Genomic DNA, 24993 nt, shown 5'->3' with positions numbered 1-24993 from the left:
ACGATGCGCCTGCTGATCGCCGAGGATGATCACGCACGCTATGCCGAGCGCATCCGCATGGCCTGTCCGGCACTGCAACTGGTAGCCGGCGCACAGCCCGAAGCGCTGCATGCGCTGGCCGATGATTGCGACGTCTGGCTGGGGCAACCCGATCTGCTCGCACCCTTGCTGCGCCAAGGTGTGCGCCCACAGTGGTTGCAGTCGACCTGGGCCGGTATCACGCCGTTGCTGGCCCATGGATTGCCGCGTGATTACCGCCTGACCCGCGCTGTCGGCATCTTCGGTCAAGTGATGGCCGAATACGTGCTCGGCCATATGCTGGCCCACGAGCGGCGCCTGTTCGCCCGCCTGGCGGCGCAGGTCGAGCAGCGTTGGGATCACCGCCTGTCGCGCAGCCTGCGCGGGCGCCGGGTGTTGGTGGTCGGTTGCGGCGATATCGGTCAGGCCGTCGCCGAGTTTCTCCAACCCTTCGGCGTGGAGCTGCGTGGTGTCGCCAGTCAGGCGCGTGAGCAGGCGCCGTTTCTCGACGTGGTGGCAATGGATCAACTGCCGCAGCTGGTCGCCTGGGCCGATTACGTGGTCAATCTGCTGCCGGATACGCCGGCTACACGTGATCTGTACGATGCCCAGCTGCTTGCCCACTTTCGCCAGGATGCCGTGCTGATCAATGCCGGTCGTGGCGTTGCCGTGGTCGATGTCGACCTGGTCGCCGCGCTTGAGCAGAACAAACTGGCTGGCGCGGTGATCGATGTCTGCCGTGAAGAGCCGCTGCCGATCGGTCATGCGTTCTGGACGGCGCCGCGTTTGCTGCTCACCGGTCACAGCTCGGCACCCACCGACCCGGCGCTGATGAGCGAGCTGTTCATCGACAACCTGAGGCGCTGGCAAGCTGGAGAGGCGTTGCGCGGTGAGGTGGATTTCGCCCGTGGTTACTGAGGTCGTCGGGCCCGCGCCACTTGGCCCTGCATTGCACCCACGCTAGACTGCCGCGCCTTTTCCGCCTGAGTCCATACTGTAGCCATGGCCGCCGACCTCGAACCCTTCTGGAAGCGCAAGACCCTCGCCCAGCTCGACTCGGGCGAATGGGAGTCGCTGTGCGACGGCTGTGGCCTGTGCTGCCTGCAGAAGCTCGAAGATGAGGACGACGGCGCCGTCTACTACACGCGCATCGCCTGCAAGCTGCTGGATCTGCAGACCTGTCGCTGCAGCGATTATCCCAATCGGGTCAAGCATGTGCCTGACTGCATTCAGCTCACCCCGGCGCAAGCCGACCAGTTTCGCTGGCTGCCGCCGACCTGCGCTTACCGCCTGGTCAGCGAAGGCAAGGACTTGCCACATTGGCACCATCTTGTCTCAGGCGATCCGGAGGCTGTGCACGCTGAGCGCATTTCCCAGTCGGGGCGCATGCTCAGTGAAAACAGCGTGGCCGAAGACGACTGGGAAGATCATCTTATTTTCCGCGCAGGTTGATTGCCACGCGGCTTCGTGGCAAATCTGTCGCGTGCCCACGGAATTTGCCCTCTGGCGCGGCGGTCATATGCCGCCATGTCCCGCATCAGGAGTTTCGCTCGATGTCCCTTCGCTTGCCGTTGTTCTCGTCTTTGCTGCTTCTGAGCCTGCCGGCCTTCGCTGCTACGCAGAAGGTCGATCTGGATTATCACGTGCGTTTTCTACCCGAAAGCAATCAGGCTGAAGTCAGTATCACCCTGGAGAAGGGCGAGTACGTGCGCAGCCTCGATTTCAATCTGGGCGAGGACGAACGCTTCAGCGATTTCAAGGCCGACGGCCAGTGGTTGCAGGAAACCCCGCAGCGCGGCAAGTGGCAGCCAGGCGAAGGCAAGAGCGTGTTGAGCTATCGGGTGCTGATCGACAGTGAACGCAAGCCGGGGCGCTATGACGCCAGGATGACCGAGGACTGGGCGTTGTTCAGGGGCGACGACCTGATTCCTGCGGCCAAACTCGACCAGCAGAACAAGACCGAGCTGGTCGCGCGCCTGCAGTTCGAGCTGCCCAAGGGCTGGAAGAGCGTGGAGACCGGTTGGCCGCGTATCGGCAAGAACCGTTTCCGCATCGATAACCCGCAGCGCAAGTTCGACCGTCCCACCGGCTGGATGCTCGCTGGCAAGCTGGGCACTCGTCGCACCCGCCTGGGCGATACCGAGGTCGCCATCTCCGCGCCGATCGGCGAGGGCATGCGGCGCATGGACATCATGACCTTCCTCACCTTCGTCTGGCCGCAGCTGCAGCAGGTGTTCCCGCGCGACCCGGACAAACTGCTGATCGTCGGCGCTGGTGATCCGATGTGGCGCGGCGGCCTGTCGGCGGCCAATTCCTACTACATGCACGCCGACCGCCCGTTGGTCAGTGAGAATGGCACCAGCTCACTGGTGCACGAACTGGTGCATGTATTCGGTCGTATCTATGGGCGTGATCGCAGTGACTGGATCGCCGAAGGCCTGGCCGAGTATTACGCCATCGAGCTGATGCGCCGCGCTGGTGGTATCAGCGAGGATCGTTACCAGAAGATCCGTGAGCAGCTGATTCGCTGGAGCAAGCCGGTCAGCAGCCTGCGCACCGACAATGCCAGCGGCCCCGTCACCGCCCGTGCGGTGCTGCTGCTGCAGGAGCTGGATCGGGAAATTCGGCAGAAGACCAAGGACAAGGGCAACCTGTCCCTGGATGACGTGACCCGTGGCCTGATGCGGCTGGATCGAGTCAGCACTAAGGACTTCATCGACATCACCGAGAACGTCATTGGCGGCCCGTCGAAGACCCTGGATACGCGGTTGCTGCGCTGAACGCTAGCGCTTGACTCAGAACCGGGGGCCGGAGCGGGTGTTGTTACCCTTGGCCAGGCGGTCATAGAGCACCACGTTGACCGTCGCGGCCAGGTTCATGCAGCCCTGGGTCGGGATATACACCACTTCACCCGCGCACCAGTCGAGAATCTCCTGCTGCAGTGAGCCGTCCTCCGGGCCGAAGATGTACAGCGCCCGGTCGGGATGGGTATAGGCGGGCAGGGCGCGGGCATCATCGACCAGTTCCACCGCCACCGGTGTGCAGCCCAGCGGCAGGATCTTGCGCAGATCGTCGATATTGATCAGCGGGATATCCTGGTGAACCTTCTTGGTGTCGGTGATGAAATCCCTGGCGCGGTCGTAGCGGGTGCCGGTGTAGAACACCGAGCTGACGCCGTAGCAGCCCGCCGCCCGCATGATGGAACCGACGTTTTCCGGTGATTTCGGGTTGAACAGGCCGATGCAGGCGTATCGTTTGTTGGCCACGGTGGCACTCGCAAAAGCGCCGATTATACGGTGCCGAGCGCCCCGCCCTAGTCCTTTTTCAACAGGCTGGCCAGATCGCCAAAGGCCTTGTAGGTCGATTTGGCAGCCTGCGGGCTGGCGGTGGAGCCTTCGGCGAAATACTGCTGGTCGGTGTAGCGCGAGTGTTCGTTGTCATGACAGAACAGGCACAGCAGCTCCCAGTTGGAACCATCGGCCGGGTTGTTGTGGTGGTTGTGATCGCGGTGATGCACGGTCAGTTCGCTCAGGCGCTTGCCGGAGAACTCGCGGGCGCAGCGGCCGCAGACGTGTGGGTACATTTTCAGCGCTTTCTGCCGGTAGCCTTCTTCGGCCTGGGCGGACAGGTAGTAGCGGTTGTTGCTGGTGCTCATGACAGAACCTGTTATCGGGAGGTGAACGCTTGACTGGATATGTTGCCAGAATAGAACGAAAGCCTGCAGCACAGGAGACCTGTCATGCGCTTGCCTCTGTTCGCCGTAATGGTACTGGCCACCAGCCCTGTCAATCTGGCCTGGGCACAGGAACCGATACGCATGCCTTCTGCTGTGCAGCCCGGCTCACCGGGTACTGCGACGCCACAGCCTTACGCTCAGCCGTCCATGCCCAATACGATCAAGCGCCAGGGATCGGCGCCCCTCTTGCCGCCGCCCCAGGGGCAGGCTCTGCCCGGTGCGGCGCCCAAGTCCACCCGTGATCAGCCGATTCCGCAACTGGATGAGCAGTTACGCCGCAACAGCCAGGGGCTGGAAGGGCAACGCCAGCAGGACTGATCGTCGAATTATTGCAGTAGCGGCTTGAAACACGATGCAGGTGAGTCAACGCCCAAGCTGCATCTGCGGGTGTGCGACCCCCAGTACGTGGAACAGAAACGCGTACTCCAGCGCCACATCTCTGATGCCCTGATAACGTCCGCTCATGCCGCCATGGCCAACACCGAGGTCGGTCTTGAGTAATAGCAGATTGGTATCGGTCTTTTCGCGGCGCAGCCTGGCCACCCATTTGGCAGCTTCCCAGTACTGCACACGGCTGTCGTTGTAACCGGCGACGGCGAGGATGGGCGGGTAAGTCTGGACGCGTACGTTCTCGTAAGGCGCGTAGGCCTTGATGCGTTCATACACCTCGGGCTGGTTCGGGTCGCCCCATTCGTCGTACTCGGTCACGGTCAACGGCAGATCCGGGTTGAGCATGGTGTTGAGCACATCGACGAAGGGCACTTCGGCGATGGCAGCAGCGAACAGCTCGGGGCGCTGGTTGAGCACGGCGCCGATCAGCAGGCCGCCGGCGCTGCCGCCGCTGATTGCCAGTTGCGCGGGGGTGGTCAGGCCCTCGGCGATCAGGCGTTCGGCGCTGGCGATGAAGTCATCAAAGCTGTTCTGCTTGTGCGCAAGCTTGCCGGCACGGTACCAGGCTTCGCCCATCTCGCCGCCGCCGCGCACATGCGCGATGGCGAAGACGAAACCGCGATCGAGCAGGCTCAGGCGAGCGTGGGAGAACCAGGGGTCAAGGCTCTCGCCGTAGGCGCCGTAACCATAGAGATAGAGCGGTGCAGGCTTTCCTGCGGCGAACACGTCGCGCCGCGCCACCAGGCTGATCGGTATCTGCGTGCTGTCGGCAGCGCTGGCCCAGAGACGACGGCTTTCATAGGCATCGGCATCGAACGGGCCTTCCACGGGCGTCTGCTTCAGTACCTGCTGCGCGCCGCTGGCCAGTTCCAGCTGGCGTATCTGCGCGGGGCGATTGAGCGCTTCGTAGCGCAGGCGAATCACCGGGCTGTGAAACTCCAGGCTGTCCTGCACGTAGAGGCTATAGGCGGCATCCGGCAACTGCACGCGATAGGCTTCAGCGCCCTGTGGCTGCACTTCGAGGATCGGCAGACCGCCTTCGCGCAGCGCCAGGACGATGGCGCGCTGGTTCAGCGTGGCGCCTTCGAGCATCACCCGCGGGTCGTGGGCGCGAATCTGCTGCCAGTGCGGACGTTGCGGCTGCGACTCAGTGGCGCGGTACAGCGCAAAGTTGATACCGCTCTGGTTGCTGCGAATCAGCCAGCACCAGTGGCCATCGAGCATGCCGTGGTCGACGTCGTACTCGTGATTTTCCTCGCGGGGCGCCAGGCAGGTGAAGGCGTCTTGCGGGCTATGGGCGTCCAGCACCCAGACTTCGCTGGTGGTCTTGCTGCCCAGTTTCAGGATCAACTGGTGCTCGGAACTGGAGCGGTAGCAGTGCAGGAAGAAACGGCCATCTGCCTCTTCGAATACCGCTTCGGCTGCGGCGTCGCCGAGGCGGTGACGATAGAGTTTGTAGGGGCGGTGGGTGTCGTCCAGTTCGGTGAAGAACAGCGTCTGGCTATCATTCGCCCAGGTCATGCTGCCGTCGCAGTCGTCGAAGGGCAGTTCGCTGATCTGGCCGCTGCCCAATTCCTTGACGAACAGACGGTAGATTTCGTCGCCGTTGCTGTCGAGGCTGTAGGCCAGGCGCTGCTGGTCGGGGCTGATGCTGAAGGCGCCTACGGAAAGAAAGCCGCCGCCGGCCAGCTCGTTGGGATCGAGCAGCAGCGTTTCGCTGGCGCTGTCGACCTGCAGCGAACCATCGGCAGGACGGCGGCAGCGATAGTGCCGTGGATACTCGTCACCGGCCGTGGTGCGTTGGTAGTAGAGATAGTCGCCCCAGGGCGTGGGCAGCGACAGGTCTGTCTCGCGGATACGCCCCTTGATTTCTTCGAACAGTTGCTCGCGCAACGCCTGCTGCGGTTCCAGCACCGTCTCCAGGTAAGCGTTCTCGGCCTGCAGGTATGCCAGCACCTCTTCGCTGTCGCGGTTTTCCAGCCAGTGATAAGGGTCGTTGCCGGCTTCCTGGCGGGCGATGGGGGCAGGGGACATGGCATGGCTCCAGTGAACGAGAGGGCGACGGCAGGGGCGCCGCGCTGGACAAAAGCCGCTATCATAAGCGCCCCTTTGCCAGACCTGCCACGCCGGCGCCTGCTTATGATGAATGAAAACGACTACCTCATGGCCTGGGCGGCCTATGGGATTGCTGCCCTGGGTTGCCTGTTGGTGTGGATGCGCCTGACCCGCTGGATGTGGCGCTACCTGCGTGAGCCGCTGCGGGTGTTGATGGCTGTGCTGTTGTTCAGCCCGACCATCGTCGATCCGGCGCGTGACCTGTTTGCACCCGCTCTGGCGGTCACTGCCATGGACGTGTTGCTCAAGGTCGGCAACAACGCCTGGCGTGCGGTGGCCGATTTGGCGTTGTACAGCCTGATTGCCCTTGCCGTTTATCTGCTGTTCGTCGCCATTCGCTGGCCCATCGAGCGCTGGTGGAAGGATCGCCATGGCCAACCAGCGTCGGAGCCTGACGAAGACCCGCGCACCCTGCGCGAGCGCATGGAAGAGGACGACGATCTGCCGATTCGCGATTATGGGCGCGATCGCAGCGGCCGTCTGGAGCCGCGAATCTGATTTGCCCCCTTGCGCCGGCTGGCCCGTGCGTTCAGCATGATGGCCTTGTGCAAGGGAGGCCCGATGGATTGCGTGTTCTGTACCATTGCCGAGCGACGGCTACCCGCTCATCGACTTTACGAGGATGATGATTTCATCGTTCTGCTGGATATCTTCCCGATGCGTCCGGCCCATGTGCTGATCGTCAGTCGCCTACATGCGCCGTTTCTGCGTGACTTGCCCGTGTCGGTTCGTGAGCGCCTGCTGACTTTGTCGGAGCGCGTGGCCAGTGCGCTGCGTGAAGCGGGCTTTGGCAAGAACGGCATCAACCTGCTGATCAATGACGGTCCGGACTCCAACCAGCACGTGCCTCATCTTCATCTACACCTGATTCCGCGTCGGCCGGGTGACCTGCCGGCGCTGCTCTGGCGATTGCTGGTGCGTTTTCTGCCAATGGGCCGCAAGCGAATCGAAGCGCGTCTGCAGGACGAGGCCGAACGTTTGCGCCTGATCCTCGGCAAGGAGAATTGATTCGATGTGCGAATTGCTCGGCATGAGCGCCAATGTACCCACCGATATCGTCTTCAGTTTCACCGGGCTGATGCAGCGTGGTGGCCGCACCGGGCCGCACCGTGATGGCTGGGGTATCGGCTTCTATGAAGGGCGTGGCCTGCGGCTGTTCCAGGATCCGCGCGCGAGCAGTGAATCCGAGGTGGCGCAACTGGTGCAGCGCTACCCGATCAAGAGCGAAGTGGTGATCGGCCATATCCGCCAGGCCAACGTCGGCAAGGTTTGCCTGGTCAATACCCATCCCTTCAGCCGCGAGCTGTGGGGGCGCAACTGGTGTTTCGCGCACAATGGTCAGCTGGCAGGTCTGCAGGGCTCCACCAGTTTCTATCGGCCGGTGGGCGAGACCGACAGCGAGGCGGCCTTCTGCGACCTGCTCAACCGTGTGCGCCGCGCCTTTCCCGAGCCGGTCTCGGTGGAAATGCTCCTGCCGGTGCTGGTCGCCGCCTGCGCCAGTTACCGTCAGCTCGGCGTGTTCAATTGCCTGCTCAGTGATGGCGACTGGTTGTTCAGCTTCTGTTCGACCAAGTTGGCACATATTACCCGGCGTGCGCCGTTTGGCCCGGCGCAGCTCAAGGACGCCGATCTCAAGGTGGACTTCCAGGCGGAAACCACACCCAATGATGTGGTGACGGTCATCGCCACCGAACCTCTGACCGACAACGAACAATGGTCGCTGTACCAGCCGGGTGAATGGCGCCTGTGGCGCCGCGGCGAAAGCATCACTCACGGCAAGGCCTGATCCCATGCTTAGAAGTTACCTGCGTCTGACGCTTTTCGCTTTTGGCCTGCTGCTGGGCGTGCAGGTGCCGGGCTTTATCGATGACTACACCAAGCGGGTCGAGGCTCACCGCCTGGAGTCGCAGCAGAGCCTCAAGGGGTTCCGGGAGACGGCGCAGAAGTTCTTCAAGGGCGATATGGACGCGCTGGTGGCCCACTACCGGGTCAGCGATGACCCGGTGATGCGCAGCGATGCCGCCAGCGTCGGGCATCTGGTACAGCGCTCGGCCTTGCTCGAACGCGAATGGCAAACGATGCAGGGGCCCTGGTACACCCAGGCCTGGCACCTGGCGACGGGCGCTGACCATGAGCTGTTCGAGGAAACCCTGCAGGCCTACCGCTACCAGGTGCTGTTCACCCCGGATGCAATCCTCTGGGGTGTGATCAGTGCCTTGCTGCTGGCCTGGGTGGCCGAGCTGCTGGTGCTGATGTTCGGCCTGATGTTCGGGAGCGGGCGGCTCAGGCGCGCCCAGCAACGCCACTGGCGCTGAAGGCGATTACCGGGAGGCAACGAAAAACGCCGCGATCCTGTGCAGGGTGCGCGGCGTTTTTCGTTTCGGCATGAAGCCTTACTTGGACAGGTACTTCATGCCGTCTTCCAGCCCCTGCAGGGTCAGCGGGTACATGCGATCTTCGATCAGCTCGCGCACCAGGCCGGTAGAGGCGGTGTAGTTCCAGGTGTCCTTGGGGTAGGGGTTGATCCAGATGATCTTCTTGAACTTCTCGGTGAAGCGCTTCATCCAGACGTAGCCGGCTTCCTCGTTCCAGTGCTCGACGCTGCCGCCGGCCTGGGTGATCTCGTAGGGCGCCATGGCCGCATCGCCGACGAACACCACCTTGTAGTCGGCGCCGTACTTGTGCAGCAGATCCATCGTCGAGGTGCGTTCGCTGGTGCGGCGCAGGTTGTTCTTCCACACGCTCTCGTAGATGAAGTTGTGGAAGTAGAAATACTCAAGATGCTTGAACTCGGTCTTGCAGGCGGAAAACAGTTCCTCGCAGACCTTGACGTGGGCGTCCATCGAGCCGCCGATATCCAGCAGCAGCAGGAGCTTGACCGTGTTGCGCCGTTCCGGGCGCATCTGGATATTGAGCAGGCCGCCATCTTTCGCCGTGTGGTCGATGGTGCCGTCCAGATCGAGCTCTTCGGCTGCGCCCTGACGGGCGAACTTGCGCAGACGGCGCAACGCCACCTTGATATTGCGCGTGCCCAGCTCGACCTGATCGTCGAGGTTCTTGTATTCACGCTGATCCCACACCTTGGCGGCCTTGCCCTGGCGCTTGCCGGCATCGCCGACGCGAATGCCTTCGGGGTTGTAGCCGCCGGAGCCGAACGGGCTGGTGCCACCGGTGCCGATCCACTTGTTGCCGCCGGCGTGCTTTTCCTTCTGTTCTTCGAGGCGTTTCTTGAATTCCTCGATCAGCTTGTCCAGGCCGCCGAGGCTCTGGATCTGCGCCTTTTCCTCGTCGCTCAGCAGGCGCTCGAACTCCTTGCGCAGCCATTCCTCGGGAATCATCGCCTCGATGTGCTGGTTGAGGTTTTCCAGGCCATTGAAGTAGGCGCCGAAGGCGCGGTCGAACTTGTCGAAGTGACGTTCGTCCTTGACCAGGATCGCGCGCGCCAAGTAGTAGAACTCGTCCATGTCGGCGAACACGACGTTGTGCTTGAGCGCGTTGATCAGGTCGAGCAACTCGCGCACCGACACCGGCACCTTGGCCGCGCGCATTTCGTTGAACAGGTTGAGCAGCATGCTATGCCCTCATGAAAGTCTGTGACTGCCTGTGGCCACTGCCCGCACCAGAGTAAGGACGAGTGAGCTAGAGTCAGGCAAGGCGAGAGCAGGCGAGCAAGCGCAGTGTACTTTTGTACATGAGCATTGCGAGCCTGCTCTCAACGCAGCCTGACCGACGCGCAGCCGCCCGATGTTTACCGAGAAGCGCGGCGGGTCATGAAGGCCAGGCGCTCGAGCAGCTGCACATCCTGCTCGTTCTTCACCAGGGCGCCAGCCAGCGGCGGGATGGCCTTGGTCGGATCGCGTTCACGCAGCACGGCTTCGCCGATATTGTCGGCCATCAGCAGCTTGAGCCAGTCCACCAGCTCGCTGGTCGAGGGTTTTTTCTTCAGGCCCGGCACCTTGCGCACGTCGAAGAACACGTCCAGCGCTTCGGCCACCAGCTCGCCGCTGATATTGGGGTAGTGCACGTCGACGATCTTCTTCAGCGTGTCGCGATCGGGGAAGGCGATGTAGTGGAAGAAGCAGCGGCGCAGGAAGGCGTCCGGCAGTTCCTTCTCGTTATTCGAGGTGATGATGATGATCGGGCGATGCTTGGCCTTGATCGTCTCGTTGGTCTCGTAAACGTAGAACTCCATCTTGTCGAGTTCCTGCAACAGGTCGTTGGGGAACTCGATGTCGGCCTTGTCGATCTCGTCGATCAGCAGGATCACGCGTTCGTCGGATTCGAACGCCTCCCACAGCTTGCCCTTCTTGATGTAGTTGCGAACGTCGTGAACCTTGTCGGAATCGAGCTGCGAATCGCGCAGGCGGCTGACCGCATCGTATTCGTACAGGCCCTGATGCGCCTTGGTGGTGGACTTGATATGCCAGGTGATCAGCTTGGCGCCGAAGGCGTCGGCCAGTTGCTCGGCGAGCAGGGTCTTGCCGGTGCCCGGCTCACCCTTGACCAGCAGTGGGCGCTGCAGGGTGATGGCGGCGTTGACCGCGAGTTTGAGGTCGTCGGTGGCGACGTAGGACTGGGTGCCTTCGAACTTCATCGGAAAATCCTCGGAACGGTAACGCGCGGGGCCGGCCCGCAGCAGAAATTCAGAGCGCGACTATAACGCGCAGCTCCGGTGGCTGTGAACGCAGACGCAGTATTCAGTCACTGAATGGCGAGTCACCCAGCTTTCGGTCTGTTGGCTGGACGCGCGCCAGGGCGCGGCTTAGGCTTGGTGTCTTTCTCTGCCCGCAAGGATTTCGTCATGAGCCGCATTTTTGCAGACAACGCCCAGGCCATCGGTAATACGCCCCTGGTGATGATCAATCGCCTGGGGCCGAAAGGCGTGACCATTCTGGCCAAGATCGAGGGCCGTAACCCGGCGTATTCGGTCAAATGCCGCATTGGCGCGAGCATGATCTGGGACGCCGAGGAGCGCGGTGTGCTCAAGCCGGGCATGACCATCGTCGAGCCGACCTCGGGCAACACCGGCATCGGCCTGGCCTTCGTCGCCGCCGCGCGCGGTTACAAGCTGGTGCTGACCATGCCGGCGTCGATGAGCCTGGAGCGGCGCAAGGTGCTCAAGGCGCTGGGCGCCGAACTGGTGCTGACCGAGCCGGCCAAGGGCATGAAGGGCGCTATCGAAAAGGCCAATGAGCTGGCTGCTGCCAACCCGGACTACTACCTGCCGCAGCAGTTCGAGAACCCGGCCAACCCGGCGATTCACGAGAAGACCACGGGCCCGGAAATCTGGCGCGATACCGATGGCGCCATCGACGTGCTGGTCTCCGGCGTCGGCACCGGCGGCACCATTACCGGGGTGTCGCGCTATATCAAGCAGACCCAGGGTAAGCCGATTCTGTCGGTGGCGGTGGAGCCGGTGGGCTCGCCGGTGATCAGCCAGACCCTGGCCGGTGACGAGGTCAAACCGGCGCCGCACAAGATTCAGGGGATTGGTGCCGGCTTCGTGCCGAAAAACCTTGATCTGGCCATGGTTGATCAGGTCGAGCAGGTCACTGACGACGAAGCCAAGGCCATGGCCCTGCGCCTGATGCGTGAGGAAGGCATCCTCTGCGGCATTTCCTGTGGCGCGGCGATGGCAGCGGCGGTGCGTCTGGCCGAGAAGCCGCAGATGCAGGGCAAGACCATCGTGGTGATCCTGCCGGACTCCGGTGAGCGCTATCTGTCGAGCATGCTGTTCAGCGATATGTTCACCGAGCAGGAACTGCAGCAGTAAGGCGGCAGCCGGCGCGGGGGGATTTAGAGAGCGATATCCTCCCGCGTGACAGGCGCCTCAATGCGCTGCGCCGCCACCTGCCATGTTCTGCGGCAATTTCCGTGTCAGCAAGATCGCCAGCATGCTCACGCCCAGGGCGATGCCGATGAAATGGAAGGCATCGTTATAGGCCATGATGGTCGCCTGTTCATGGACGATCTGGCTGAGCTTGGCCAGGGCCGCCTGCTCGCTACCTAGGGTCTGCGTAAGCAATTGTAAGCGCTCCTCGACTTGCGGGTTGGTCGGCACGATAGATTCGCGCAGGTAGTCGAAATAGACCTTGGCGCGGGCATCCAGCAGGGTGGCGAGCAGGGCAATGCCGATGGCGCCACCGAGGTTGCGCAGGATGTTGAACAGGCTGGAGGCCGAGCCGGCATCCTGCGGCAGGATATAGGCCGTGGCGATCAGCGACACGGTGACCATTACCAGTGGCTGGCCCAGCGCGCGGACGATCTGGATGTGCTGGAACTGTTCACCGGCGAAGTCCGGGTTGAGTACGCCGGAGAAGAAACTCGCCGCGCCGAATAAGGCAAAGCCCAGGGCGCACAGCCATTTCGGCGAGATGATCTTCATCAGCTTGGGCACCAGCGGGATCAGAAACAGCTGCGGCACGCCCATCCACATGATCACTTCGCCGATCTGCAGGGCGTTGTAGCTCTGGATCTGCGCCAGGTACAGCGGCAGCACGTAGATCGAGCCATACAGCCCGACACCGAGGCCCAGGCTGGATATGCTGGCCAGGCCGAAGTTGCGTTCGCGCAGCACGCCCAGGTTGATCAGCGGGTTGGGCCGGGAGATCTGCAGGATGACGAACAGGATCAGGCTCACCAGGGCCACGCTACCCAGGCCGACGATCAGTTGCGATTCCAGCCAGTCCTTGCGGTGTCCCTCTTCGAGGAATACCTGCAGGCAGCCCAGGCCCAGGCCTAGGGTGACGATGCCGGCGTAGTCGGTGGTTTTCAGCAGCTCCCACTGTGGCGCCTTCTTCTCCAGGCCGTAGAGCAGCCCGGCGATCATGATCAGGCCGGGCGGCACGTTGATGTAGAAGATGTATTCCCAGCCCCAGTTCTCGGTCAGCCAGCCGCCCAGCGTCGGGCCGATGGAGGGGGCGAAGGTGGCGGTGATGGCGAACAGCGCCATGCCCTTGGCGCGTTGGTGCTCGGGCAGTTTGATCAGCGTCAGGGTGAACGCCAGTGGAATCAACGCGCCGCCGGTGAAGCCTTGCAGGGCGCGAAAGACGATCATGCTCTCCAGGCTCCAGGCCAGGGAGCACAGCAAGGATGCGATCAGAAAACCTACCGAGACCCACACCGCCAGGCGCCGTGCCGAAAACAGCTGCACCAGCCAGGCGGTCAACGGAATCATGATGATCTCGGCGACCAGGTAGGAGGTGGAAATCCACGAGCCTTCCTCCAGGGTGGCGGACAGTGCGCCCTGGATGTCCTTGAGCGAGGAGTTGGTGATCTGGATGTCCAGCACCGCCATGAAGGCGCCGAGCATGGCGCTCATCACGGCGATCCAGTCGCGGCGGCTGGGCTCTGCCGTCGGGCGGATCAGCGCATCATCCGCCATGGCTGTCGTCGCTGCGCAGATCGACGCTGACGTCCACTGACATGCCGGGGCGGATCAGCCCGCGTAGCGGATTGTCGGCGGCGAAGGTCAGTTTGACCGGTATGCGCTGCACCACCTTGGTGAAGTTGCCGGTGGCGTTGTCCGGCGGCAGCAGGCTGAACTGCGCGCCGGAGGCGGCGAACAGGCTGTCGATGTGGCCTTCGATAGGCGTGTCCGGGTAGCTGTCGAACAGCAGCTCGGCTTTTTGCCCTGGGCGCATGTAGCCGATCTGGGTTTCCTTGAAGTTGGCCTGGATCCAGATGTCCTGATCCGGTACCAGCGACAGCAGGTAGGCGCCGCTTTGTACCACCTGGCCTTCGCGGGCCGAGCGTTGGCCGACCATGCCGCTGATCGGCGCTTTGATCTGCGTGCGCGAGAGGTTGAGGTCGGCCTGTTCCAGGTCAGCCTGGGCGGACAGGATCAGTGCGTCCAGGCGTTTGAGTTCAGCTTCCAGGCTGGCGACCTGCTGACGCTGCGCCTGCAGATCGGCCTGGGCCTTGGCCACTTGCGAGCGGGCCACACGATTGTCGGCGGCCAGGGTGGTGACTCGCTCTTCGGATACATAACCCGGCTTGCGCAGGGTTTGGGCGCGGCCGAGATCGAGTCTGGAGCGATACAGCGTGGCCTGGCTGGCAGCGACGTCGGCCTGGCTGGCGGCAATCAGGCTGGCCTGCTGGTCGAGTTTGCTCTGCGCCTGGGCGCGCTCGGCCTCATGGGTTTGCAGCGCGGCGAGGGCGCGCTGGCGCGCCAGACGGAAATCGGCGTCTTCCAGCACGGCCAGCAACTGACCGGCTTCCACGTGCTGGTTGTCGCGCACCAGCACCTTTTCGATGCGTGCATTCAGCTGGCTGGAAATACGGGTGATCTCGCCCTGTACGTAGGCGTTGTCCGTGCTCTCGTGATAACGACCGACCAATAACCATCGAGTCAGTAGGGCGCCGGCGATCAACGCCAGCAGGATCACGCAGATGAAAAGACGACGTTGCAGTTTGACGGGCATGCTTTGGGCTCGAAATACGGCGGGAAATGTAAGTAAATTTAACAGTGTTCCCTTTTTGCCAGTAGACTCTCTGCTTGACATGCTTTGTTGCGTATGAGGAACAATCATGGGGCTTGATGATGCACTGATCTTTACCCGCGTGGTGGAGTGCCACAGCTTCACGCAGGCGGCGACCAGCCTGGGTATGCAGAAATCGACGGTGAGCCGGCGCATCGCCTTGCTCGAGGAGCGCCTCGGCGTACGTCTGCTCAACCGCACCACGCGCAAATTGCGCCTGACTGAAGTGGGCCAGGCCTATTACGAGCGTTGCCGACAGATCATGCTCGACTTCGCCGAGGCCGAGCAGGCGGTGATGCAGTTGCAGCGCGAGCCATCGGGGCTGCTGCGAATCACCTCGCCCATCGAGTTCGGCCAGTTGTTTCTGGGGCGCGTACTGGGTGAGTTCATGCGCCAGTACCCGCAGATCGACGCCGAGGTAGAGCTGACCTCGCGCCCGGTTGATCCGCTGGAGGAGGGCGTGGACATCGCCATTCTGGTCGGCCAGCCGCAGGATTCCACGCTAATCGCGCGCAAGCTGTTCGAGAGTGGCCGGCGCCTGTGCGCCAGCCCTACGTATCTGGCTGCGCACGGCACACCGCGCAGCGTTGCCGAGCTGGAAGGGCATCGGGCGATCCTGTTGCAGCAGGATGCGCCGCGTTACTGGCCGCTGCTGGGCGAGCATCTGCCATGCCGGCGGGTGATGACCTGCAACAACATCACCTTCGCCCGCGAGGCGACACTGGCGGGCGCCGGCATTGCCGGGCTGCCGGTGATGATCAGCGAAGAGGCGGTGCGCAGCGGGCGCCTGGTCGAGCTGTTGCCTGAAGCGCGGCTGCCGGTGGGCGAGGTCTATGCCATCTATCCATCGCGGCGTTTTCAGGCGATGAAGGTCAAGGCCTTTCTCGACTTCCTGATCACCAGCTTGCCGATAACCCGTGGCGGGTTGCTGGAGCCGGGGGGCGTCGGCCTGCTAACATCGCCTGCTTGATTCAAACCTCGTGTCTTCCTTACCGAGAGCATTCATGACCACCGTCCGTACCCGTATCGCGCCATCGCCCACTGGCGACCCCCACGTCGGCACTGCCTACATCGCGTTGTTCAACCTGTGTTTCGCGCGTCAGCACGGTGGCCAGTTCATCCTGCGCATCGAAGACACCGATCAGTTGCGTTCGACTCGCGAGTCCGAACAACAGATTTTCGATGCCCTGCGCTGGCTGGGGATCGAATGGGACGAAGGCCCGGACGTCGGCGGCCCGCATGGCCCGTACCGGCAGAGCGAGCGCGGCGAGATCTACAAGAAATACTCGGACGAACTGGTTGCCAAGGGGCATGCCTTCCCGTGCTTCTGCTCCGCCGAGCGCCTCGATGAAGTGCGTGCGCAGCAGATGGCCAACAAGGAAACCCCGCGTTACGACGGCCACTGCATGCATCTGGAGCCGGCCGAGGCGCAGCGCCGTATCGCCGCAGGTGAATCGCACGTGGTGCGCATGAAGGTGCCGAGCGAAGGCGTCTGCGTGGTGCCGGACATGCTGCGTGGCGATGTCGAGATCCCGTGGGACCGCATGGACATGCAGGTGCTGATGAAGGCCGATGGCCTGCCCACCTACTTCTTGGCCAACGTGGTCGACGACCATCTTATGGGTATTACCCACGTGCTGCGTGGCGAGGAGTGGCTGCCGTCGGCGCCCAAGCTGATCAAACTCTACGAATACTTTGGTTGGGAGCAGCCAGCGCTGTGCTACATGCCGCTGCTGCGTAACCCGGACAAGAGCAAGCTGTCCAAACGCAAGAACCCTACCAGCATCACCTTCTACGAGCGTATGGGTTACCTGCCGCAGGCCATGCTCAACTACCTGGGGCGCATGGGGTGGTCGATGCCGGACGAGCGCGAGAAGTTCTCCTTGGCCGAGATGATCGAGCACTTCGATATCAATCGCGTGTCGCTGGGCGGGCCGATCTTCGACCTGGAGAAACTGTCCTGGCTCAACGGACAATGGCTGCGTGAGCTGCCGGTGGAAACCTTCGCCGCCGAAGTGCAGAAGTGGGCGCTCAACCCCGAGTACCTGATGAAGATCGCGCCGCACGTGCAGGGCAGGGTGGAAACCTTCAGCCAGATCGCGCCGCTGGCCGGCTTCTTCTTCTCCGGTGGGCTGAATCTGGATGCCAAGCTGTTCGAGCACAAGAAGTTGTCGGCTGATCAGGTGCGTCAGCTGATGCAGCTGATCCTGTGGAAGCTCGAGTCGCTGCGTCAGTGGGAAAAGGAGCGTATCACCGGCTGCATCCAGGCGGTGGTCGAGCATCTGGAGCTGAAGCTGCGTGATGCCATGCCGCTGATGTTCGCCGCCATTACGGGCCAGGCCAGCTCGGTATCGGTACTCGATGCCATGGAAATCCTTGGTCCGGACCTGACTCGTTTCCGCCTGCGCCAGGCACTGGAGCTGCTCGGTGGCACCTCGAAGAAAGAGGCCAAAGAGTGGGAAAAGTTGCTGGCCAGCATCGCCTGATAGCCAGCTTTTGCAGCACCTCGGAAGCATGTACGTGTTTCCGAGGTGTTAAGCCTGCCGACCGGACTTAAAGGATGACCTTGTCGCGCAGCTTTTCGGCGGCCTGGTTGAGCGCCTGGATCACCCGTTCCTTGTCGTAGTTCTGGATGCCATTGGTGTCCAGGTACATGGAGAAGCCGGGCAGCTCGTGTTCGACGTAGCTGGAGGTGGCGCCCAGGTCGCGACGGAAATCCACCACCTGGTAGATCTGCACCGGGCGGGTGAAGCCCTTGACCGTGATCTGGCCCTTGTCGCGGCACATGATCACGTCCTTGACCAGCGAATAGGCTTCGTGGGAGATGAGAATCTCGCCGGATTCGGCTGCGCTTTCCAGGCGGCTGGCCAGGTTCACTTCGCGGCCGATGATGGTGTAGTCCATACGCGTGTCAGCGCCGAAGTTGCCCACCGTGCAGTAGCCGGTATTGAGCCCCATGCGGATCTCCAGCGGCTTGGTGATGCCCTGTGCACGCCATTGCTGGCGCAGCACCTTCATGTGCTTGCGCATGGCGATGGCCATGGAAACGGCCGCCACGGCATCCTGTTTGGCGCCTTTGCTGCTGGGGTCACCGAAGAACACCATGACGCTGTCGCCGATGAATTTGTCGATGGTGCCGCCATATTTCAGGGCGATCTTCGACATTTCATTGAGGTAGGTGTTGAGCAGGTCGGTGAGTTGCTCGGCTTCCAGCTCTTCGGTCAGCTCGGTGAAACCCTTGATGTCGGAGAAGAACACCGTGAGCTTCTTGCGCTGAGTCTCCAGGCGCACGCTCTTCTTGCCGGTGAAGATCGATTCCCAGACCTGCGGTGACAGGTACTTGGCCAGGTTGCGTGCCAGACGCGCGGCCTTTTCCTGCTCGCGCTTGATTTCGCTGCGCACCTGGGCCAGGCGTATGCCCTGCTGGTTAACGAAGTAGGCAGTGATGCAGATGTAGAGTGTGGCGAAGAGGATGCTGACCAATGCCACCAGCGTCGGTGTCTCGGTTCTGGGGTGAATCTCCACCAGCGCGGCGCACAGCGCCATACCGCTTGCTGCGACCAGCAACGACAGACCCAGGTAGCGCAGGCCGCCAATGACCAATGCACTGAAGCACAGGGTCAGCAGAAACATCAGGCTGGGGACGACGGAAAAACCGAGCAGCACGCAGGATGCGCCGGCATGCAGGGCGTCGAAGAAGAGCAGGGTGAGGTCGGTCTTTGCAGGGTGGTCATGTTTGAAACGGCGGCTGAGATTATGCGCCAGATGCGGGTAAAGCAGGGCGTAGGGCACCATCCACAGGATGTCGTAGGAGAAATAACCGACATAGGTGCCGGCAGCGATAGTGGCTGCCGTGGCGATATAGGCCAGTACGCGCGAGTAGTATTCGCGCAGTGGCGGCGTAGGAAGTCCGTTGGCACGACTGGGGGTGGCTGGCTTCATCTACTGGAACTGTCCCTGCTGGATTTTGGCGTCTCTGCTGGACGCCTGGCTGGTCGGCAAGGCCGAAGCCAGAGGCTTGCTGGGCGGGGATCATAACCAAGGGGGGGCTACCCGCCAAGCATGACTGCCGAACGGTGGCGTAGCAGTGGCCAGCGGTCAGCGCGTGCGAATGACCTCTGGCAGGTATGGGCTGGGCGCAGTCATAGCAGGGCTGCGCCCGGGTAGGGTTCAGAAGCGGATGCGTCCGGTAAAGGCATCCTTGAGCATCACCCAGTCGCCCATCAGGCTATAGAGCGGGTACTGGAAGGTGGCTGGACGGTTTTTTTCGAAAACGAAGTGACCGATCCAGGCGAAACCGTATCCGGCCAGTGGCATGGCCAGCAGCCACAGCCATTGCTGGCTGAGCAGGGTATAGGCGAGGATCGCCAGCACCAGCAGGCTGCCGGCATAGTGCAGGCGACGGCACACCGGGTTGCTGTGCTCCTGCAGGTAGTAGGGGTAGAACTCGGCGAAGCTCTGGTAGCGTTCGGTGGTCTGGGTGGTCATGGCGCACCTCCTGTTATTGTCATGATCAGTGTAGGACGGCTGTCTTCGTGGGCCACTGACTTAAGGTGCCAGTCTAGTATCCTTGCGCCGCTGACCATGGCCTGCTGATCGATCACAAGAACAAGATGATGAACGAAAGAACCACATCTTCCAGCTGGGCATTGGCCATCGTACAGGCGCTGGAGCTGGGCGGGGTCGACTGCCTCAGCCTGTTCGCTGAACTGGGTATGGACTACGCAGCCCTGAGCGACCCCGACGCACGCTTCCCGCAGGACGGCATGACCAGGCTGTGGCAGCGCGCCGTGGCGCTGTCCGGCAATCCGGCCATTGGTCTGAACATGGCAAAGGTGGTGCGGCCGGCGTCCTTTCATGTGGTCGGTTACGCGTTGATGTCCAGTCGCAATCTGCGCGAAGGTTTCGCGCGCCTGGTGCGTTATCAGCGCATCATCGGCGAGGGCGCGGATCTGAGCTTCCTGGCGCAGCCTGATGGCTATGCGCTGACGCTGGTCATTCATGGCGACCGTCTGCCGTCTGCCCGACAGAGTGCCGAGGCTTCACTGGCGTACTGCCTGGCCTTCTGCCGCTGGCTCACTGGCAAGCCCATTCGGCCGCGTGAGATTCGTCTGCAAGGGCCGCCGCCTGCCGATCTTGCACCTTATCAGGAGGTATTCCAGGCGCCATTGACGTTCAATGCCGAGCAGCATGCGCTGATTTTTACCCGTGCCGATCTCGAGGCGCCATTGCCCAGCGCCAACGAGGCGCTGGCGCAACTGCATGACGGGTTCGCCGGCGATTACCTGGCACGCTTCTGCAGCAGCCGTGTCACCCGCCAGGCGCGACAGGTGCTGTGCCGCCTGCTGCCGCAGGGCGAGCCGCGCCGCGAGGTGGTGGCGCAAACCCTGCATCTGTCGCAACGCACTTTGCAGCGGCGCCTGCAGGAGGAGGGCACCAGCTATCAGCAGTTGCTGGACGATACCCGGCGAGAGCTGGCCGAGCAGTATCTCGGGCGGGCCGATCTGACTTTGCTGGAGGTCGCTTACCTGCTTGGCTTTGCCGATCCGAGCAACTTCTTCAGGGCGTTTCGTCGCTGGTTCGGCGCAACGCCTGGCGAGTACCGCAGCCGTCGCGGGCTTGGCGACTGAGCGCGCGTGTGCTCAGTGGCGCCAGAAGGCCGGGAACAACAACACCAGTACGGTAAGGATTTCCAGGCGCCCGAGCAGCATGCCCAGGCTCAACAGCCACTTGGCCGTATCGGGGATGGTGGCGTAATTGCCGGCCGGACCGACCATCTCGCCCATGCCGGGGCCGACACCGGATACCATGGCTGCCGCCCCGGTCAGGGCGGTGATCCAGTCCACCCCGCACATGGCGACCGCCAGGGCCAGGGTGGCGATGGTGATGGTGTAGAAGAAGGCGAAGGCAAGAATCGAGCGAACGATGTCTTCATCCAGGCGGTGGCGGTTGTATTGCTGCTTGATCACCGCGCGTGGATGGATGAGCTGTCTGAGGTTGGCCCTGAGCAGGATATAGGCGACCTGGAAGCGGAAAATCTTCAGGCCACCGGCTGTGGAGCCGGAGCAACCGCCGACGAAACCCAGATAAAAGAACATCATGCTGGCGAACGGCCCCCACAGGTGGTAATCGCCCACGGCGAACCCGGTGGTGGTCATGATCGAGGTGATGTTCACGGCCACCAGGCGCAGTGCATCGAGCCAGTACAGGTCGGTGGTGAGCCATTTCCAGATGGCCAGGGTGAGCCAGCTGCCTACCAGCAGATAGAGGAAGCCGCGTACCTGCGCGTCGCGCAACAGGGCGCGGTAGTTGCCGCGCAGGGTGCTGACGTAGAGCACGAACGGCAGGCTGCCGAGCACCATTACCACGATGGCGACCCAGTGAATCGCCGGCTGCTGCCATTTGCCCAGCGAGGCATCCGAGGTGGAGAAGCCGCCGGTGGCGATGGCTGACATGGCATGGTTGATCGCGTCGAATAGACCCATGCCGGCCCACCAGAAGGCCAGCACTGCCAGGGTACTGAGGCCGACATAGGCCAGCACCATGTACTTGGCGACCATGTGCGAGCGTGGCATGACCTTTTCCGAGCGATCCGACGACTCGGTCTGGAACAGGCGCATGCCGCCGATGCGCAGGATCGGCAGAATCGCCACGGCCATGCCGATAAAGCCGATGCCGCCCAGCCAGTGCAGCAGCGAGCGCCAGATCAGCGTGCCGGGCGACATGTCGTCGAGGCCGCTGAACACCGTCGCGCCAGTGGCGGTAATGCCTGACATGCTCTCGAAGTAGGCGTCGGTGATGCTCGCCCGTTCGGCGAAAATGAACGGTAAGGCGGCGAAGATCGACACCATGACCCAGCTCGATACCGTCAACATGTACATGTCGCGCGGACGCAGCTGTGTTTGCTGTGGCCTGCCCTGGGCGATCATGGCGATGCCGGCAAGCGCAGTGATCATGCTCGACCAGAGAAAGGCGTTGATGCCTTGTGGCTGCTCGAAGATCAGCAGGGTGATCACCGGCACCAGCATGGCCACTGCCAGGGTGACGAGGAAGATGCCGTTGATGAAGGCAAGGATGCGCAGGCTGGCTAGAGGCATCGGTCAGTGTTTCCAGAAGCTGCGGGTGATCAGGACCAGCACGGTCAGAATTTCCAGGCGGCCGAGTAGCATGCCCAGGCTCAGTAGCCATTTGGCCGAATCCGGCAGGCTGGCGAAGTTGCCGGCCGGGCCGATGATCGGGCCAAGACCCGGGCCGACGTTGCACACTGCAGTGGCGGCGCCGGTCAGCGCGGTCATCCAGTCCAGGCCAACCAGGGTCAGCGCCAGGGCCAGCACGCCGATGGTGATGGTGAAGAAGAAGGAGAAGGTAATCATCGAGCGGACGATCTCTTCATCCAGATTGTGGTTGTTGTACTGCTGCCGGATCACTGCACGCGGGTGCACCAGCTGCATCAGGTTGGCCTTGAGCAGGACGTAGGCGACCTGGAAGCGGAAGATCTTCAGACCGCCAGCCGTGGAGCCGGAGCAGCCGCCAACGAAGGTCAGGTAGAAGAACAGCAAGACAGCAAAGCTGCCCCAGGTGGTGTAATCGCCGAGGGCGAAGCCTGTGGTGGTGACCACCGAGGTGACGTTGACGGCAACGATGCGAAAAGCCTCGAGCCAGGCGTAATTCGAGTTCAGCCATAGCCAGGTGCCGAAGACCAGCCAGGTCAGCAGGAGGAAACCGATGAAGCCGCGTACCTGATGATCCCTGAACAGCGCCTGGCGATTGCCGCGCACGAAGGCGACATAGAGCATGAAGGGCATACCACCGAGCAGCATCAGCACCACGGCCGTCCAGTGCACGGCCGGCTGTGGCCAGTGCGCCAGTGATGCATCGGAGGTGGAAAAGCCACCGGTGGAAATCGAGGCCATGGCGTGGTTGATCGCCTCGAAAGGCGTCATCCCGGCTGCCCAGAATGCCAGTGAACCGAGCAGCGTCAGGGCCAGGTAGATCAGCAGCAGATACTTGGCGGCCATGTGCGAGCGCGGCATCACTTTCTCGCCCCAGTCCGAGGATTCGGTCTGGAACAGGCGCATGCCGCCGACGCGTAGCAGCGGCAAGATGGCAATGGCCATACCGATGAAGCCGATGCCGCCGAGCCAGTGCAGCAGTGAGCGCCAGATCAGAATGCCGGGTGAGAGAGCGTCCAGACCAACCAGCACGGTCGAGCCGGTGGTGGTAATGCCGGACATGGTCTCGAAGATGGCGTCGGTGTAGCTGATGTGAGCGATCAACATCAGCGGCAGAGCGGCGAAAAAGCAGACCACGATCCAGCTGCCGGTCGTCAGCAGGTACATGTCGCGCGGGCGCAGCTGGGCGTTTTCGGGGCGACCAGGAATCACCAGGGCAAGGCCGGCGATCAGGGTGATCAGGCTGGACCAGAGAAAGGCGTAGAGGTCCTGCGGTTGTTCGAAGATCAACAGCGTCAGCATGGGAATGGCCATGCTGATCGCCAGGGTAATCAGGAATATGCCGATGATGAAACCGATGATGCGCAGCGTCGGCAAGGCCATGTGCAAGGGCTCTGGCGGGTTGTAAAAGTGCGCCATTCTACCTGTGGTCAGGCGCCTGTAAACCGCCGTAGGTGGGGGCTTTACAAGTCATTGGCCAAGCATAGAATAGCCGCCAGTTACTGGCGTCCGCCGGTTTCCGAGTTCTCCTCAAATGTCCGAAGCTAATCCCTGTCTTACGTGCGGCGCCTGCTGCGCGTTTTTTCGTGTGTCCTTCTTCTGGGGCGAGTGCCAATCCGCAGGCGGTAGCGTGCCGGATGAACAGGTCGTCCAGATCAGTCCCCATTACGTCGCCATGCGAGGTACCGAGAGCGCCCCCGCGCGCTGTACCCAGTTGCTCGGCGATGTCGGTTGCGGCGTGCGCTGCACCATGTACGAACAGCGCTCGAGCAGTTGCCGCGAGTTCGCAGCGAGCTGGGAGAACGGCGTACACAACCCGCGCTGTGACGACGCGCGCAAGGCCCATGGCCTGCCGCCACTGACGCCACCGGTGCAGCCGGTGATATCGCCTGACCGGGTGGCTTGACGCAGGTTGCAGTGTCTGTGGCGCGTATGCAGAGGCCTGATGTTGGGGCAAAGGTTTTGTTTATGCGCTGTTCATGCGATTCGTCGCCAGGCGCGGCTCCTGCAGGCTACGTGCTCAGAGCGGATATCGCTTTTGTGGGGCGGTGAAGTGCGCTCTGCCCTTGCCTGACCTTCAGTCCTTAGCTCGTATGGAATACGGTGAATCCCAGATTCCATCGGGGCTACGTTCTGCTCGCGCTCGGGCGCACCACCAGCCACAGGGCCAGGGCGATCAGCACGCAGCCGGGCAGGTAGTCCCAGCTCAGTGGCTCGCCCAGTAGCAGTGCGCCCCACAACACGCCGAATGGCGGGATCAGGAAGGTGGTGGTGCTGGCCTTGATCGGCCCGATATCGGCCAGCAGGCGGAAATACAGCACGTAGGCGAAGGCCGTGCAGACCAGCCCAAGACCTGCCAGTGATAGCCACACTTCTATGCCACCCCAGCTTGGCGGCGGCTGCAGCACCAGGCTGCCGGCGAACAGTGGCAGCAGGAACAGGCTGGCGCCTACCAGGCTGGCGAAGGCGGTCAAACGGTTGTCCAGGCCGCCTTGCTGGCCAATCCAGCGCCGGGTAAGGAAACCGGCGAAGCCATAGCAGGTGGTGGCTACCAGGCAGGCTCCGGCACCGAGCAACAGTTGCAGGTCGAAGGCTACCGGGCCGGTACGGGTCAGCACCGCCACACCCAGTAGACCGAGGAATACGCCGGCTGCCTTGCTCGGGGTGATGCCTTCATGAAAGAACAGCGCGCCGATCAATACGCCCATGAGTGGGGTGGTGGCGTTGAAGATTGCCGAGTAACCGGCCGGCAGGATCAGCGCCGCCAGGCAGTACATGACTGACGGCACGCCGGCGTTGATTAGCCCGAGTACCAGGCATATACGAAACTTGCCGCGAAAGTCCCAATTCGTGCGCAACAACAGTAGCAGGGCAAGCAAGCCCAGCATGCCGAAACTGGCGCGGAAGAAGGCGGTCGGCATGCTGCCCAGCACCGGCGCGGCAACGCGCATGAACAGGAAACTGGCGCCCCAGATGGCGGCGAGCAGCAGCAGGCGAAGCAGATCGGCGGTACGCAAGACGAAGTATCCGGCAGGGTGGGATCGAGAGTGTTGCTGCTGGGCAGGGTTCTGGCAATCCGTAT

At 62.5% G+C, this 24993-nt stretch carries 25 protein-coding genes; 13 read left to right on the top strand and 12 right to left on the bottom strand.

Annotated elements, in window-relative coordinates; all coding sequences use genetic code 11:
• Window positions 1-3: 3 nt before the first annotated feature.
• The 3 genes from J7655_RS12900 (at window position 4) to J7655_RS12890 (ending at window position 2798) form a co-directional block, all read left to right on the top strand.
• Window positions 4-936, top strand: coding sequence for a D-2-hydroxyacid dehydrogenase (locus J7655_RS12900; protein WP_230924799.1), 933 nt, complete (start codon window positions 4-6; stop codon window positions 934-936).
• 84 nt (window positions 937-1020) lie between these two features.
• Window positions 1021-1470, top strand: coding sequence for a YcgN family cysteine cluster protein (locus J7655_RS12895; RefSeq protein WP_230924798.1), 450 nt, complete (start codon window positions 1021-1023; stop codon window positions 1468-1470).
• A 101-nt stretch (window positions 1471-1571) separates the two neighbouring features.
• Window positions 1572-2798 carry a hypothetical protein gene (locus J7655_RS12890; RefSeq protein ID WP_230924797.1) on the top strand — a complete coding sequence of 409 codons (1227 nt, stop codon included), beginning with the start codon at window positions 1572-1574 and terminating at the stop codon, window positions 2796-2798.
• Window positions 2799-2813: 15 nt separating this feature from the next.
• On the opposite strand, the gene J7655_RS12885 is transcribed toward J7655_RS12890, so the two are convergent.
• Together J7655_RS12885 and J7655_RS12880 are read right to left on the bottom strand one after the other, a co-directional pair.
• Window positions 2814-3284: an RNA methyltransferase gene (locus tag J7655_RS12885; protein ID WP_230924796.1), complete on the bottom strand. Its 471-nt coding sequence runs from the start codon at window positions 3282-3284 to the stop codon at window positions 2814-2816.
• 47 nt (window positions 3285-3331) lie between these two features.
• On the bottom strand, window positions 3332-3673 hold the full coding sequence (locus J7655_RS12880) for a YajD family HNH nuclease (protein ID WP_104729658.1): 342 nt from the start codon (window positions 3671-3673) through the stop codon (window positions 3332-3334).
• 84 nt (window positions 3674-3757) lie between these two features.
• On the opposite strand from J7655_RS12880, the gene J7655_RS12875 reads away from it, so the two are divergent.
• Complete coding sequence (locus J7655_RS12875; RefSeq protein ID WP_230924795.1) at window positions 3758-4072, top strand: hypothetical protein; 315 nt, start codon at window positions 3758-3760, stop codon at window positions 4070-4072.
• 45 nt (window positions 4073-4117) lie between these two features.
• On the opposite strand, the gene J7655_RS12870 is transcribed toward J7655_RS12875, so the two are convergent.
• A complete protein-coding gene (locus J7655_RS12870) occupies window positions 4118-6178 on the bottom strand; it encodes a S9 family peptidase (RefSeq protein ID WP_230924794.1) in 2061 nt (686 codons plus the stop codon).
• Window positions 6179-6283: 105 nt separating this feature from the next.
• Here J7655_RS12870 and J7655_RS12865 point away from each other — a divergent pair, with 105 nt between their 5' ends.
• The 4 genes from J7655_RS12865 to J7655_RS12850 all read left to right on the top strand — a co-directional run bounded on the left by J7655_RS12865 (window position 6284) and on the right by J7655_RS12850 (window position 8574).
• The gene (locus tag J7655_RS12865) at window positions 6284-6757 is read left to right on the top strand and encodes an MFS transporter (RefSeq protein ID WP_230924793.1); all 474 of its coding nucleotides are present in this window, start codon (window positions 6284-6286) and stop codon (window positions 6755-6757) included.
• Window positions 6758-6820: 63 nt separating this feature from the next.
• Window positions 6821-7267 (top strand): HIT family protein, encoded by a 447-nt coding sequence (locus J7655_RS12860; protein ID WP_230924792.1) that lies wholly within the window; start codon window positions 6821-6823, stop codon window positions 7265-7267.
• A gap of 4 nt (window positions 7268-7271) precedes the next feature.
• Window positions 7272-8045 carry a class II glutamine amidotransferase gene (locus J7655_RS12855; RefSeq protein ID WP_230924791.1) on the top strand — a complete coding sequence of 258 codons (774 nt, stop codon included), beginning with the start codon at window positions 7272-7274 and terminating at the stop codon, window positions 8043-8045.
• Between the two features lie 4 nt (window positions 8046-8049).
• Entirely contained in the window at window positions 8050-8574 is a 525-nt protein-coding gene (locus J7655_RS12850; protein ID WP_230924790.1) for a DUF2937 family protein, read from the top strand.
• A 78-nt stretch (window positions 8575-8652) separates the two neighbouring features.
• Here J7655_RS12850 and J7655_RS12845 read toward each other — a convergent pair whose 3' ends face one another.
• Both J7655_RS12845 and J7655_RS12840 read right to left on the bottom strand, forming a co-directional pair.
• Window positions 8653-9831: a vWA domain-containing protein gene (locus tag J7655_RS12845; protein ID WP_230924789.1), complete on the bottom strand. Its 1179-nt coding sequence runs from the start codon at window positions 9829-9831 to the stop codon at window positions 8653-8655.
• A 176-nt stretch (window positions 9832-10007) separates the two neighbouring features.
• On the bottom strand, window positions 10008-10853 hold the full coding sequence (locus J7655_RS12840) for an AAA family ATPase (RefSeq protein WP_230924788.1): 846 nt from the start codon (window positions 10851-10853) through the stop codon (window positions 10008-10010).
• A gap of 207 nt (window positions 10854-11060) precedes the next feature.
• On the opposite strand from J7655_RS12840, the gene cysK reads away from it, so the two are divergent.
• Window positions 11061-12032, top strand: coding sequence for a cysteine synthase A (gene cysK / locus J7655_RS12835; RefSeq protein WP_230924787.1), 972 nt, complete (start codon window positions 11061-11063; stop codon window positions 12030-12032).
• 57 nt (window positions 12033-12089) lie between these two features.
• On the opposite strand, the gene J7655_RS12830 is transcribed toward cysK, so the two are convergent.
• Both J7655_RS12830 and J7655_RS12825 read right to left on the bottom strand, forming a co-directional pair.
• Window positions 12090-13643 carry an MDR family MFS transporter gene (locus J7655_RS12830; protein WP_476748518.1) on the bottom strand — a complete coding sequence of 518 codons (1554 nt, stop codon included), beginning with the start codon at window positions 13641-13643 and terminating at the stop codon, window positions 12090-12092.
• Window positions 13633-14682, bottom strand: a complete 1050-nt coding sequence (locus tag J7655_RS12825) for an HlyD family secretion protein (protein WP_230924786.1) — start codon at window positions 14680-14682, stop codon at window positions 13633-13635. The genes J7655_RS12830 and J7655_RS12825 overlap by 11 nt, the downstream gene beginning before the upstream one ends.
• Before the next feature lie 106 nt (window positions 14683-14788).
• Here J7655_RS12825 and J7655_RS12820 point away from each other — a divergent pair, with 106 nt between their 5' ends.
• Window positions 14789-15709, top strand: coding sequence for a LysR family transcriptional regulator (locus J7655_RS12820; RefSeq protein WP_230924785.1), 921 nt, complete (start codon window positions 14789-14791; stop codon window positions 15707-15709).
• Window positions 15710-15743: 34 nt separating this feature from the next.
• Window positions 15744-17225, top strand: a complete 1482-nt coding sequence (gene gltX / locus J7655_RS12815; protein WP_230924784.1) for a glutamate--tRNA ligase — start codon at window positions 15744-15746, stop codon at window positions 17223-17225.
• Window positions 17226-17292: 67 nt separating this feature from the next.
• On the opposite strand, the gene J7655_RS12810 is transcribed toward gltX, so the two are convergent.
• Entirely contained in the window at window positions 17293-18681 is a 1389-nt protein-coding gene (locus tag J7655_RS12810; RefSeq protein WP_230924783.1) for an adenylate/guanylate cyclase domain-containing protein, read from the bottom strand.
• A gap of 228 nt (window positions 18682-18909) precedes the next feature.
• A complete protein-coding gene (locus tag J7655_RS12805; protein ID WP_230924782.1) occupies window positions 18910-19227 on the bottom strand; it encodes an Mpo1-like protein in 318 nt (105 codons plus the stop codon).
• A gap of 128 nt (window positions 19228-19355) precedes the next feature.
• Between J7655_RS12805 and J7655_RS12800 the strand changes: the two genes are divergently transcribed.
• Window positions 19356-20369, top strand: a complete 1014-nt coding sequence (locus J7655_RS12800) for an AraC family transcriptional regulator (RefSeq protein ID WP_230924781.1) — start codon at window positions 19356-19358, stop codon at window positions 20367-20369.
• A 12-nt stretch (window positions 20370-20381) separates the two neighbouring features.
• Here J7655_RS12800 and J7655_RS12795 read toward each other — a convergent pair whose 3' ends face one another.
• Window positions 20382-21836: a TrkH family potassium uptake protein gene (locus tag J7655_RS12795; protein ID WP_230924780.1), complete on the bottom strand. Its 1455-nt coding sequence runs from the start codon at window positions 21834-21836 to the stop codon at window positions 20382-20384.
• A gap of 3 nt (window positions 21837-21839) precedes the next feature.
• On the bottom strand, window positions 21840-23294 hold the full coding sequence (locus J7655_RS12790) for a TrkH family potassium uptake protein (RefSeq protein ID WP_230924779.1): 1455 nt from the start codon (window positions 23292-23294) through the stop codon (window positions 21840-21842).
• Between the two features lie 151 nt (window positions 23295-23445).
• On the opposite strand from J7655_RS12790, the gene J7655_RS12785 reads away from it, so the two are divergent.
• Window positions 23446-23817 (top strand): YkgJ family cysteine cluster protein, encoded by a 372-nt coding sequence (locus tag J7655_RS12785; RefSeq protein ID WP_147810864.1) that lies wholly within the window; start codon window positions 23446-23448, stop codon window positions 23815-23817.
• A gap of 220 nt (window positions 23818-24037) precedes the next feature.
• Here the strand turns inward: J7655_RS12785 and J7655_RS12780 are convergent, their stop codons facing one another.
• Entirely contained in the window at window positions 24038-24928 is an 891-nt protein-coding gene (locus J7655_RS12780) for a DMT family transporter (protein WP_230924778.1), read from the bottom strand.
• Between the last annotated feature and the right edge of the window lie 65 nt (window positions 24929-24993).

This window comes from Pseudomonas wenzhouensis (assembly GCF_021029445.1).
GTDB lineage: Bacteria > Pseudomonadota > Gammaproteobacteria > Pseudomonadales > Pseudomonadaceae > Aquipseudomonas > Aquipseudomonas wenzhouensis.
This window is presented reverse-complemented; position numbering and strand designations above follow the sequence as displayed.